At 68.6% G+C, this 11,720-nt stretch carries 11 protein-coding genes; all 11 read left to right on the top strand.

The features are described 5' to 3' along the window. Positions 1-180: 180 nt before the first annotated feature. The 11 genes from BUF17_RS09730 to trmB all read left to right on the top strand — a co-directional run bounded on the left by BUF17_RS09730 (position 181) and on the right by trmB (position 11,632). On the top strand, positions 181-870 hold the full coding sequence (locus BUF17_RS09730; RefSeq protein WP_244530830.1) for a GNAT family N-acetyltransferase: 690 nt from the start codon (positions 181-183) through the stop codon (positions 868-870). A gap of 227 nt (positions 871-1,097) precedes the next feature. Further along, positions 1,098-1,481: a Fur family transcriptional regulator gene (locus BUF17_RS09725; RefSeq protein WP_073628326.1), complete on the top strand. Its 384-nt coding sequence runs from the start codon at positions 1,098-1,100 to the stop codon at positions 1,479-1,481. A 49-nt stretch (positions 1,482-1,530) separates the two neighbouring features. Then, positions 1,531-2,376: a lyso-ornithine lipid O-acyltransferase gene (gene olsA, locus BUF17_RS09720; RefSeq protein WP_175563664.1), complete on the top strand. Its 846-nt coding sequence runs from the start codon at positions 1,531-1,533 to the stop codon at positions 2,374-2,376. A 236-nt stretch (positions 2,377-2,612) separates the two neighbouring features. Then, the gene (gene miaB / locus BUF17_RS09715; protein ID WP_084564352.1) at positions 2,613-3,992 is read left to right on the top strand and encodes a tRNA (N6-isopentenyl adenosine(37)-C2)-methylthiotransferase MiaB; all 1,380 of its coding nucleotides are present in this window, start codon (positions 2,613-2,615) and stop codon (positions 3,990-3,992) included. Continuing rightward, entirely contained in the window at positions 3,989-5,098 is a 1,110-nt protein-coding gene (locus BUF17_RS09710) for a PhoH family protein (RefSeq protein ID WP_084564350.1), read from the top strand. Before miaB ends, BUF17_RS09710 begins: the two co-directional genes overlap by 4 nt. Continuing rightward, complete coding sequence (gene ybeY, locus BUF17_RS09705; protein WP_073627984.1) at positions 5,095-5,637, top strand: rRNA maturation RNase YbeY; 543 nt, start codon at positions 5,095-5,097, stop codon at positions 5,635-5,637. The genes BUF17_RS09710 and ybeY overlap by 4 nt, the downstream gene beginning before the upstream one ends. A 115-nt stretch (positions 5,638-5,752) precedes the next feature. Continuing rightward, positions 5,753-6,859: a hemolysin family protein gene (locus BUF17_RS09700; RefSeq protein ID WP_244530829.1), complete on the top strand. Its 1,107-nt coding sequence runs from the start codon at positions 5,753-5,755 to the stop codon at positions 6,857-6,859. A gap of 85 nt (positions 6,860-6,944) precedes the next feature. Continuing rightward, on the top strand, positions 6,945-8,693 hold the full coding sequence (gene lnt, locus BUF17_RS09695) for an apolipoprotein N-acyltransferase (protein ID WP_084564348.1): 1,749 nt from the start codon (positions 6,945-6,947) through the stop codon (positions 8,691-8,693). Positions 8,694-8,871: 178 nt separating this feature from the next. Then, positions 8,872-9,288, top strand: coding sequence for a helix-turn-helix domain-containing protein (locus tag BUF17_RS09690; RefSeq protein WP_073627980.1), 417 nt, complete (start codon positions 8,872-8,874; stop codon positions 9,286-9,288). Positions 9,289-9,446: 158 nt separating this feature from the next. Continuing rightward, a complete protein-coding gene (gene metK, locus BUF17_RS09685) occupies positions 9,447-10,619 on the top strand; it encodes a methionine adenosyltransferase (protein ID WP_073627978.1) in 1,173 nt (390 codons plus the stop codon). A gap of 320 nt (positions 10,620-10,939) precedes the next feature. Further along, positions 10,940-11,632, top strand: a complete 693-nt coding sequence (gene trmB, locus BUF17_RS09680; RefSeq protein ID WP_073627976.1) for a tRNA (guanine(46)-N(7))-methyltransferase TrmB — start codon at positions 10,940-10,942, stop codon at positions 11,630-11,632. Positions 11,633-11,720: the final 88 nt, after the last annotated feature.

The raw sequence follows: 11,720 nt of genomic DNA, 5'->3' as shown, positions 1-11,720 counted from the left end.
CCGAACGGGACACGCCGCGCCGGTCGTCGTATTTTTCCAGTGCCCTCACCGGGCCGGCCGCTTGAACACCAGGGCGGATCGGTCCTATCCAGCGGCAGAGGCCCTTCCAAGCGCACGGAACGGGCCTCGAAAGGATCGCTTCTCAACGGAGCGGACAGCCACGTCCCGGAGACCATCGCCATGGCAGACGAATCGCCCCCGCCGCCTTCAGGCCCGTGGTGGAAGACGTCGTCCTGGTCGCCGCTGTCGTGGTCGGCGTCCTCCTGGCCGATGCTGACGTGGGATTACTGGTCCGCGCCCTCTGCCACGCGTGCCTCGGATCCCGTCGATCCCGCCCCGGCCGGATGGTGGTGGGCGGATCTCGGCCAGACCGGGCTCTGGTCGTTCGCGGACTGGCGTTTCGCCCGCGAACCGGTGATCGAGGCGGCGGAGGACGCCGACCTTCCCGATCTCGCCGACATCCACGCGGCGTCTTTCTCGCAGACCTGGAGCGAGGACGAGATCGCGGCCCTGATGGGAGGCGCGGGGGTGTTCTGCCTCGTCGCGCGGCGCGGCACGCCCTACGGAACCCGCCGGCCGATCGGCTTCATCATGATGCGGTCGGTGGCCGGCGAGGCCGAGGTGCTGACCATCGCGGTCCATCCCCATCATCGCGGCGCGGGCATCGGCGGGCTCCTGACCGATGCGGCGCTGCGCCGGCTCTATGTGGACGGCGTCGCCTGCGTCTTTCTGGAGGTGGACACGCAAAATGCGCCCGCGCTGGCTGTTTATCGCCGGCGCGGCTTCGTTCAGGTCGGGCAACGGCCGGGCTATTATGCCCATGCTGCCGGACAGGGACATGCGCTTGTCTTGCGTTGCGATCTCCGTTAGCCCATGGCTTTGTAGCGAAGTAGACTAATTCGAAAGTACCTCGACCTGCCAACGGACCCGCTATTTCCGCCCCCCGAGTGACGCGGGAAACAGTAGGGACCGGATGCATCGGCGTCGAACCGCGACGGGAGCTGCGAGCCGTGACCAATCAGACCCACATCCTCAAGACGGCCGCCTCGACGGGTCCTGATGCCCAGCCGCTCGAAGCGCTCTGCGTCGCCAAGGGAATGCGTATGACCGACCAGCGGCGGGTGATCGCCCGCGTGCTGGAAAGCGCCGACGACCATCCCGACGTGGAGGAACTCCACCGCCGCGCCAATGCCATCGACAACCGGATCTCGATTTCCACCGTCTATCGCACGGTGAAGTTGTTCGAGGATGCCGGCATCATTGAGCGCCACGACTTCCGCGACGGCCGCTCGCGCTACGAAACCGTGCAGGACGACCACCACGACCACCTGATCGATCTCCGGTCCGGCAAGGTGGTGGAGTTCCGCAACGAGGACATCGAGCGCCTGCAGGAATTCATCGCGCGCGAACTCGGCTTCAAGCTGGTCGACCACCGGCTCGAACTCTATGGTGTGCCGCTGGAAGACAAGGACAAGCGGTAACCGGCGCCCTCGATCGGGCCGGCGGCCCGCCCATTTCGCGGAAGGCCGAATGCAGCGCCTGCGGGTCGTTCTATCGCTGTTGGCGCTGAGCCTGGTGACGCTGGTGCTGCTGCCGGTGCAGTGGGCCGCCGTACGCCTGGACCGGCCTCTCGCCGGCCGCATTCCGATGTGGTGGCATCGCATCGCCCTCGCCCTGCTGCGCGTGCGGGTGCTGGAGCGCGGCCGCCCGGCTGAAACCCGGCCGCTGCTGATCCTCTCCAACCACGTCTCCTGGCTCGACATTTCCGTGATCGGGTCGCGGATGCCGCTGTCGTTCATCGCCAAGGCCGAAGTTGCCGGATGGCCGGTGTTCGGCCTGTTCGCAAAGTTGCAGCGCACGGTGTTCGTCGACCGCGCCCGCCGCGCCGATACCGGACGGGTGACGAGCGCCATCGCCGTGCGGCTCGGACGAGGCGACCCGATGGTGCTGTTCCCGGAAGGCACCTCCACCAACGGCAGCGAGGTGCTGCCGTTCCGCAGTGCGCTCGTCGGCGCCGCGCGTCAGACTCTTGCGGACGGACAGGCCGTTGCCGGCGACCAGGGCGGAAACGGGGCGGGAGGTGCCGGACAGCGGGCCATGGTGCAGCCTTTGTCGATCGCCTACACCCGCCTCGCCGGGTTGCCGATGGGACGGATCAAGCGGCCGCTCGTCGCCTGGTATGGCGACATGGACCTCGCTCCCCACCTTCTGGCGCTGATGGCGGGACCGCCGGTGGATGTCGAGCTGAGCTGGGGCGAACCGATCCCGTTCGGGCCGGGCACGGACCGCAAGTCCGTGACGGCAAAGGCCGAAGACGAGGTCCGCACCATGACGATGGCCGCCCTTACCGGCCGCGCCGCCACACCGGCGGCCTGAAATGCCCGGCGGCGTGACAGGCCGATCGTGCCTGTCCCCCGCCGCGGCAAGGACGGCTATTCTCAAATGCGGCGAAACACGGTAAATCCTGAAGGACGGGGCCGTCTTCGCGTTCAAGACCGCCGAGCGACCCGCAAGCCCGGTCGAAAGCCAGGTTTAAAACCACGTTCCGACGCCACCCGCGGCGCCCGTTTGCGTTGCACCACGAGACGAGGGAGGGGTCGCAACCCCGCCGAATGACCGACAAGCGCACCGTCTTCGTCAAGACGTACGGCTGTCAGATGAACGTCTACGATTCCGATCGTATGACGGATGCACTGGTGCCGGCCGGCTATGTCCCGACTGATTCGCTCGAGACGGCCGATCTCGTCCTCCTGAACACCTGCCATATCCGCGAGAAGGCCGCCGAGAAGGTTTATTCCGAGCTCGGCCGCATTCGCCTGATCAAGGAAGCGCGCGCCCGCGAGGGCCGCGAGATGACGGTCGGCGTCGCCGGCTGCGTCGCCCAGGCCGAAGGCCGGGAGATCGCCGCCCGCGCGCCCGTCGTCGATCTCGTCGTCGGGCCGCAGACCTATCATCGGCTGCCGGAATTTCTCGACCGCGCCCGCAAGGGCGAGCGGGTGGTGGAAACGGAACTCGCCACCGAAGAGAAATTCGAGCACCTGCCGGCGCCCTCGCGGGAGCGCACGCTCGCCCGGGGCGTCACGGCGTTCCTCACCGTTCAGGAAGGCTGCGACAAGTTCTGCTCGTTCTGCGTGGTGCCCTACACCCGCGGCACCGAGATCTCGCGGCCCGTCGCCCGGGTCGTGCAGGAGGCGGAACGCCTGGCGTCCGCCGGCGTGCGCGAGGTGACGCTGCTCGGCCAGAACGTCAACGCCTATCACGGCGAAGGCCCGGACGGCGCGAGCTGGAATCTCGCCCGGCTGGTGGCGCGTCTCGCGGAGATCCCGGGCCTCGACCGCCTGCGCTACACCACGAGCCACCCGCGCGACATGGACGACGACCTGATCGCCGCCCACCGCGACCTGCCGCAGCTGATGCCCTATCTGCACCTGCCGGTGCAGTCCGGATCGGACCGCATCCTCGCGGCGATGAACCGCCGCCACACGGCGGCCGGCTACCTGCGCCTCATCGAGCGCATCCGTGCCGCCCGGCCGGACATTGCCCTCTCCGGCGATTTCATCGTCGGCTTCCCCGGCGAGACCGACGCCGACTTCGAGGAGACGCTGACCCTCGTGCGCGAGGTCGGCTACCTCTCTGCGTTCACCTTCAAATATAGCCCGCGGCCCGGCACCCCGGCCGCCGGCCGCGACGGACAGGTGCCGGAAGCGGTGAAGACCGAGCGGCTCGACCGTCTTCAGGCCCTCGTCAACGAACAGACCCGCGCGTTCAATGCCCGCACCGTCGGGCTCACGATCCCGGTGCTGATCGAAAAGCCCGGCCGGCGTCCCGGCCAGCTTTCCGGCCGGTCGCCGTGGCTGCAGGCCGTGCATATCGACGGCGACCCCGCCCGCATCGGCGAGATCGCCGACATCACCATCACCGCCGTGGGAACCAACAGCCTCGCGGGCCGTTTCGCCTCCGGGGCGCCGAGTCGGACAGGGATCGCTTCGTGACCGTCGAACGGACCGCTTCGCCTACCTCCGCCCCCGTCATCGCGCCGCGCCTGGTGCCGGCTTCCGATATCACCCATGTCGTGCTGGCGTTCGACGACAATCGCCTGATCGGCGATCTGTTCGGCCAGTTCGACCAGAACCTCGCCGTGATCGAGCAGCGCCTCGGGGTCGAGGCGGTGGCCCGCGGCAACCAGGTGACCATCAAGGGTCCGCACGAGTCCTGCGAACACGCCCGCGACGTGCTCGAGCAGCTCTACGACCGGCTGCAGAAGGGGCTCGACGTCCACCCGACCGACGTCGAAGGCGCGATCAAGCTGGTGGCGGCCGCGAAGGCGCAGCTGACCCTGCCGACGATGGAGCCGAAGGGCAGGCTCGCCTATGCCCAGGTTTCCACCCGCCGCCGCACCGTGGTCGCCCGCACACCCGCCCAGGATGCCTATCTGAGGGCGATGGACCGCGCGGACCTCGTGTTCGGCGCTGGCCCCGCCGGTACCGGCAAGACCTTCCTCGCCGTCGCCTACGCCGCCGCCCTGCTCGAGCGCGGCGATGTGGCCCGTCTCATCCTGTCGCGTCCGGCCGTCGAGGCCGGCGAGCGGCTCGGCTTTCTGCCCGGCGACATGCGCGAGAAGGTCGATCCCTATCTCCGCCCGCTCTATGACGCGCTCTACGAGATGATGCCGCCCGAGAAGGTCGAGCGCGGCCTTCAGTCCGGCATGATCGAGGTGGCGCCGCTCGCCTTCATGCGCGGCCGGACGCTGACCAACGCCATCGTCCTGCTCGACGAGGCGCAGAACACCACATCGATGCAGATGAAGATGTTTCTCACCCGCCTCGGTGAGAACTCGAAGATGATCATCACCGGCGACCCGACCCAGGTCGATCTTCCGCCCGGACAGGTATCCGGCCTCGGCGAGGCGATCGGAATCCTCGATCAGGTGCCGGGCGTGGCGCTGGTGCGGTTCACGGCGGCCGACGTGGTGCGCCACGAACTGGTCGGCCGCATCGTCGCCGCCTATGAGAAGGTGGGGGCGGAGCGCACAGCCGCACGGGACGCGCGGGAGGCACGCCGCACCGGGGGCGAGGCCACGGGCGCGCCGACGTCATGACCGTCGGGAGTGACGCTGCCGTCGGCGGGAAGCCGGCGGCGACCGGCCCGATCGGCATCGATCTCGTCGTGGAGGCGGGCGAATGGGGCGCGGAAGACGCGCTCGAAACGCTCGTGGCGGAAACGCTCGGCGCGTCCGCGCCGCTTGCGGGCTCCGGCCCCGGCGACCTGTCGCCGCTGCCGGCCTGCGAGGTGGCGATCGCCTTCGCCGACGACGCGCGGGTGCGCGAGATCAACCGCGACCACCGCGGCAAGGACAAGCCGACCAACGTGCTGTCCTTTCCCGCGGCGGAGATGCCGGGGGCGCCCTACCGTTTCCTCGGCGACATCGTGCTGGCCTATGAGACCGTCGCGGCAGAGGCAGAGGCAGAGGGCAAGCCGTTCGATCACCACCTGCGCCATCTGGTGGTGCACGGCTTTCTTCATCTTCTCGGCTATGACCATGAGACGGAGGCCGAGGCCGAGGAGATGGAAGCCCTGGAAAGGGCGTGTCTCGCCCGGCTGGGCGTGCCCGATCCCTATCGCGGCGAGGCCGACTGAAGGTTCGACCTCGATCATGACGGGATCCCGGAGACGAAAAGGACTCCCGGAACCGGCCGCATCGTGAATATTGTGGACGACAGATCGAATTGAGGGCGGCGAAAGCCTGTCTGGAATGAACGACGACACATCAAGTACCGCCGCGGCCGTGACAACGGCCGCTGCCTCCGCCGTACCGGCAGCGAAAGCCGCCCGAAGCGGAACGGTAAGCCCGGTCGAGCCCGAACGTGCACAGGATTCGCGTGCACAGGACCGGCAGGCCGAGAGGGCACCGGAGCGCGCCACGGAGGGCTGGCTCGCCCGGCTGATGGGCGCCATGGGCCTCAGAAACGGCGGCTCGCTGCGCGAAAACCTCGAAAGCGCCCTCGCCGCCGGCGCCGATTCCAGCGGCGAGGAGGCGTTCACACCCGAAGAGCGGATGCTGCTGCGCAACATCCTGCGGCTGCGCACCCTGCGGGTCGAGGACGTGATGATCCCGCGGGCCGACATCGTGGCGGCGGACGCCGAGACGCCGCTCGCAGGCCTGATCCGCGCCTTTCTGGCTTCCGGCCATTCCCGCATGCCGATCTACCGGGAGAGCCTCGACGATCCCCTCGGCATGGTCCACATCAAGGACCTGATGGCGCTGATCGCCTCCCGCGCCTCGCAGGCGGCGGGCGGGGTGGCGGAGGCACCGGACGCGCCCCTGCCCCTCGGCGCGGTCGACCTGTCCCAGCCGGTCGGCGAGGCCGAGATCCTGCGGCCCGTGCTGTTCGTTCCCCCTTCCATGCCGGCCAGCGACCTCATCGCGCGCATGAAGGCGGACAGGATGCAGATCGCGCTGGTGATCGACGAATATGGCGGCACCGACGGCCTCGTGACGCTGGAGGACCTGATTGAGACCGTGCTCGGCGACATCGAGGACGAGCACGATCAGGCCGAGGAGGCGATGATCGCGCCCGATCCGGAGGGCGGCTGGATCGCCGATGCGCGCATCGATCTTGACGAGCTCGCCGAGGTGGTCGGCCCCGACCTCAATGTCGACGAACTCGAGGAAGAAGACGTCGATACGCTGGGCGGCCTGATCTACACGCTGGTCGGCCGCATTCCCCAGCGCGGCGAGCACATCGCGCCGCCCGAGATTCCCGCGCTCGCCTTCGAAATTCTCGATGCCGATCCACGGCGCGTGTCGCGGGTCCGGGTCTATTACCGCCATCCGAGGGACGGCGAGCAGCAGACATGACGCCGGCGGGCGCCGGCCCGCGCTTCCGGTGCCCGCCGCCCCTGCCGGCCCGCCACCACCACCGCACGGCGAGGGAGCCCGGGCCATGCGAAAACTTCGGGACCGACGCCGCGGCCGGTTCTTCGTGGCCGGCGAGGCCGCGCGGCCCGGCGAGGGTGTCGCGCGGCGCATTCCGTCTTCCGCCCACGGAGCGCTTCCGGCGCTCGACCGGTTCGCCGCACGGATTGCCGGCCTCACCGGATGGCGGCGGAATGCCCTCGCCTTCGCTGCCGGCGGCGTTTCCGCGCTCGCCCAGGCCCCGTTCGGGTATGGCGCGGCGCTGCTGATCTCGCTTCCGCTCCTGGTCTTCCTGCTCGACGGCGCCGCGATGCGGCCGACGGGCCGGCGCTTGCGCACCGCGGCGCTGGTGGGGTGGTGGTGGGGGTTCGGCGCCTTCCTCGCCGGCCTGTGGTGGATCGGCGCCGCGTTTCTGGTGGATGCGGCCGATTATGGCTGGATGATCCCGTTTGCCGTCGCCGGCTTGCCGGCGGGGCTGGCCGTATTTCCCGCGGCCGCCGCCGTGCTGGCCATCGCATTCTGGCGCCCGGGCGCTTCCCGCGTCGTTGCGCTCGCCGCCGCGCTGACGGCGACGGAATGGCTGCGCGGACGGATTGCCACCGGCTTTCCCTGGAACGACATCGGCTACGCGCTGACCAACAGCGAGGCGCTGATGCAGGGCGCAAGCCTCATCGGCGTCTCGGGGCTCGCGCTCGTCGCCGCGCTTGCCGGCGCGGCTCCCGCGGCGCCGTTCGGACCGTTCGGCCGCCGGCGGAGTGGCACCGCCCTTTGCGCCGCCGCCGCCGCGCTCATCGGGGCGCTCGCCGCGTTCGGCTTCGCCCGGCTTTCCGGCGCCGACGACGCGGACGTGGCCGGCGTGCGGCTGCATCTCGTGCAGCCCGCCATCGACCAGAGCGAAAAGTGGCGGCCGGAGAACCGCTGGCAGAGCTTCGACGTGCTGCTCTCCCTCACCAGGGAAGCAAAGCCCGCACCGGAGGACGGCACCACCGTCGTGGTGTGGCCGGAGACCTCGACGCCCTTCCTCCTCGCCGATTCAGCCATCGCACTCGGGGACATCGCCCGGTCGCTTCCGGAGCGGAGCGTGCTCGTCGCCGGAACGGTCTTTGCGACCGCGACCGAGGCAGGCGTCGACCCGCAGGGCGACAGCGCGGAAACGGCCGCATCCGAGCGCTACTACAACAGCGCGCTCGCGATCGACCGCACGGGAACGATCATCGGGCGGGACGACAAAGTGCATCTCGTGCCGTTCGGCGAATATCTGCCGTTCCAGTCCGTGCTGGAAAGCACCGGGCTCGGCGCACTGGCGGAATCCCTGCCCGGTGGCTTCACCCCAGGCAGCGGCCATGTGCCGATGACGCTTCCCGGTGTTCCGCCGGCGAGCGTGCTGATCTGCTACGAGGCGATTTTTCCCGCGGAGGTGGTTGCTCCCGGCACGCATCCCGGCTGGCTGTTGAATCTCACCAACGATGCCTGGTTCGGCGACACGCCCGGGCCCTACCAGCACTTCCAGCAGGCGCGCACGCGTGCGGTGGAACAGGGTCTGCCGCTGGTTCGTGCGGCCAATACCGGCATCTCGGCGATCGTCGACCCCTATGGCCGCATCCGGGCCAGTCTCGCCCTGTCGAAACGGGGCGTCGTCGACGGCGCGCTGCCGGCCGCAATCGGCAAACCCCTCTATGCCCGCATCGGCGATGGGCCTGTACTCGGCGTGGTCGCGGTCGTGTTCCTTCTGCTCGCGGCGCGGCGTCGCGGGCGCCAACACAAAGCGACTGATTGACACCGGTCAAAAACACCTCATTATCCAGCCGTCAACCACGGCGTGCCGACTATCGACCACCGTGTATGCCACGCCGACGAGGGGGGTGGGTCCTCAAGACCCCGATTAGAGCGTCGGTACTGATCACACGCCGCGCAGTAGTGCGCGCTTTTCGACGTGTTCTGAGGACCCCAAGCCAATGCCCAGTAAGAAGTCCCCCAATCCTATCGATTCACACGTCGGAAGCCGTGTGCGTATGCGTCGAATGATGCTTGGAATGAGCCAGGAGAAGCTCGGCGAGCATCTTGGCATCACGTTCCAGCAGATCCAGAAATACGAAAAGGGAACGAATCGTATCGGAGCAAGCCGCTTGCAGCATATCGCAACGGTTCTGCAGGTTCCGGTGTCGTTCTTCTTCGAGGACGCACCGCCCACGCCGGGCGCGGCAACTTCGGAGGGTTTTTCCGAGGACCATCCGGCGGCTTATGTGACGAGCTTCCTCACCTCGAGCGAGGGTCTCGCACTCAACCGGGCGTTCGTGCGGATCCGCAGCGGCCAGGTTCGGCGGCGCGTGGTGGATCTGGTGGAATCCCTGGCGGACGACGAGGTGGCGTGAGCTGCGCCTTGATGCGGTTTCCGACCGTCATGGCCAGTTCCGCATATAAACATACCTTTATGTCTGCTTGAACTCCCCCTCGCTTTGCTGCTATTTGACGGGCGTGGTGCCGTTGGTTCGGCGTCCACGCCCTTTTCCTAGATGGAGCTGCGAAGCCAGTGTCCCGTTCGAGCTACCTGTTCACCAGCGAATCCGTTTCGGAAGGCCATCCCGACAAGGTCTGCGACCGCATCTCCGACACCATCGTCGATGCGTACCTGTCGGTGATGCCGGAAGCGCGCGTCGCCTGTGAGACCCTGGCTACCACCAACCGCGTCGTCATCGCCGGCGAGGTCCGCGGCCCCGAGACCATCACGAACGACTACCTGACCCACCTGACGCGCCTCGCGATCCGCGATATCGGCTACGAGCAGGAAGGCTTCCACTGGCGGAACGCGGACGTCGCCGTCCACCTCCATGCCCAGTCGGCCGATATCGCCCAGGGCGTCGATGCCGCCGGCAACAAGGACGAAGGCGCCGGCGACCAGGGCATCATGTTCGGCTATGCCTGCCGCGAGACGCCGGACCTGATGCCGGCCCCGATCTACTATGCCCACAAAATCTTGAAGACGCTGGCGGAGGTCCGCAAGTCCGGCAAGGAGCCGGCGCTCGGCCCCGACGCGAAGAGCCAGGTCACGCTCGCCTACGAGAACGGCATGCCGGTGCGCGCGACGCAGATCGTGCTCTCGACCCAGCACGTCGATCCGAACCTGTCGTCGTCCGACGTGTTCGACATCGTCGCGCCGTACATCACCGCCGACCTGCCGGAAGGCTGGGTGAGCAAGGACACCATCTGGCACGTCAACCCGACCGGCAAGTTCGTGATCGGCGGCCCGGATGGCGACTGCGGCCTGACCGGCCGCAAGATCATCGTCGACACCTACGGTGGCGCGGCGCCCCACGGCGGCGGTGCGTTCTCGGGCAAGGACCCCACCAAGGTGGACCGGTCCGCGGCCTATGCCGCGCGCTACCTCGCCAAGAACGTGGTGGCCGCCGGCCTTGCCGACCGCTGCACCATGCAGATCGCCTACGCGATCGGCGTCTCCGAGCCCCTGGCGGTCTATGTCGACCTGCACGGCACCGGCAAGGTCGCCGAGGCCTCGATCGAGAAGGCCGCCCGCGAGGTGATGGACCTGACCCCGCGCGGCATCCGCCAGCATCTCGGCCTGAACCGGCCGATCTACGCCCGCACCTCCTCCTACGGCCATTTCGGCCGCGCGCCGGAAGCGGACGGCGGTTTCTCCTGGGAGAAGACCGACCTCGCCGACGTGCTGGCCAAGGCGGTCGCCTGACGCTCCGGCGCGGTTGCGCCCCGGCGGGAGCGGCGACTTCGCGTTGCCGACTGCTCGCTGGTGGTCCTAAGCTCGGTACGGACAAATCCGGGGCACGGCGCGGCTGAGGCTGCGCCGTTGCTGTTTCAGGTGCATTCGCAGACACTGCTTCCGCTGCGGCGCAGCCTCGCGGTTAGAAGACGCGCCGGACGCTTTCAGGCCGTTGGGCAGATCGGCTCATCCGCTCCTGTCGGGTTTGCCGACGAGAAGCCGCATCATCTCCGGCCTGCGGGCGAACGGCTGGCCGGCGTGACCGAAACCATAGGGACGGCACTTTCGACATGACCGACGAACAACCGCGCCGATCCGCGTTCTTCGGCCGGCGCCAGGGCCGTCCCCTGCGCGAGCATCAGGCCGATCTCACCGGGACGCTGCTGCCCCGGCTGGCGGTCGACACCGCCGTGCCGGCGCCGGACGATCTCCGCGCGCTGTTCCCGCGGCCCGTCGACGAGGTCTGGATGGAGATCGGCTTCGGCGGCGGCGAGCACCTGATGCACCAGGCCCGCTCAAACCCCGCCGTCGGCTTCATCGGCTGCGAGCCGTTCGTCAACGGCATGGCCAAGGCCCTCGCCTCGATCGAGCGGGACGGCATCGACACGATCCGCCTTCACGATCGCGATGCCGTCGAAGTCATCGACTGGCTGCCCGACGCAAGCCTTTCGCGTGTCTACCTGCTCTATCCCGATCCCTGGCCTAAGAAGCGGCACTGGAAGCGCCGCTTCGTCTCGGCCGACCGGCTCGACCGGCTGGCGCGGGTGATGAAGCCGGGCGCCGAGCTGCGTTTTGCAAGCGACATCGACACCTATGTTGATTGGGCGCTCAACCATGTGCACGCCCATCCCGCATTCGCCTGGTCCGCAGAGACCGCGGATGACTGGCGCAAGCCCTGGGCGGGCTGGCCCGGCACACGCTACGAGGCGAAGGCGATCCGCGAAGGCCGGCCGCCGGCCTACCTGACCTTCCGCCGCCTCTGATCCCACCGGGCGGGGCCGGCGCGCCGCGGAGCGGACAGCGATCGGACGGGCCGATCTGGTCGACCGGGACATCGCTCCCGGAACCCGG

The sequence above is a fragment of the Pseudoxanthobacter soli DSM 19599 genome (genome assembly GCF_900148505.1).
Taxonomy (GTDB): domain Bacteria; phylum Pseudomonadota; class Alphaproteobacteria; order Rhizobiales; family Segnochrobactraceae; genus Pseudoxanthobacter; species Pseudoxanthobacter soli.
Note: the sequence above shows the minus strand (reverse complement) of the source record. Positions and strands in the feature narration are given on the sequence as shown.